1 protein-coding gene is annotated in these 404 nt (G+C 50.2%); it reads left to right on the top strand.

Annotated features, from left to right (window positions below; all coding sequences use genetic code 11):
* Positions 1–404: hypothetical protein (locus tag DXA36_RS33295; RefSeq protein WP_207666398.1), on the top strand; the 404-nt coding region annotated here is incomplete at both ends.

Below are 404 nucleotides of genomic sequence, written 5' to 3'. Positions count from 1 at the left end.
GTAGAGTATTACCTGGAAGGGACGGATGCCCCGTTTGATACCTTAAAGGATCAGAGTGTCCTGGTAGCAAAACCCGAAGTAAAGGCAGTGGCGGACAGCAGTAATGTACCGGCAGGATATACCCGGATCACAACAGCCCCGAAACTGCCGACAACCATAACAGCCAGCAACAATGTCATCAAGGTATACTATAAAGCAGATGAAAGCCAGAAGCTGGACTACCGTGTAGAGTATTACGTGGAAGGGACAGCTACCCCGTTTGATACCTTAGAAGATCAGAGTGTCCTGGTAGCGAAACCGGAAGTAAAGGCAATAGCAGACAGCAGTAAGGTACCGGCAGGCTATACCCGGAGCACAACAGCCCCGAAACTGCCGGCAACCATAACAGCCAGCAACAATGTCAT

Origin of the sequence: Eisenbergiella sp. OF01-20 (assembly GCF_003478085.1) — a bacterium.
Taxonomy (GTDB): Bacteria; Bacillota; Clostridia; order Lachnospirales; family Lachnospiraceae; genus Eisenbergiella.
Note: the sequence above shows the minus strand (reverse complement) of the source record. Positions and strands in the feature narration are given on the sequence as shown.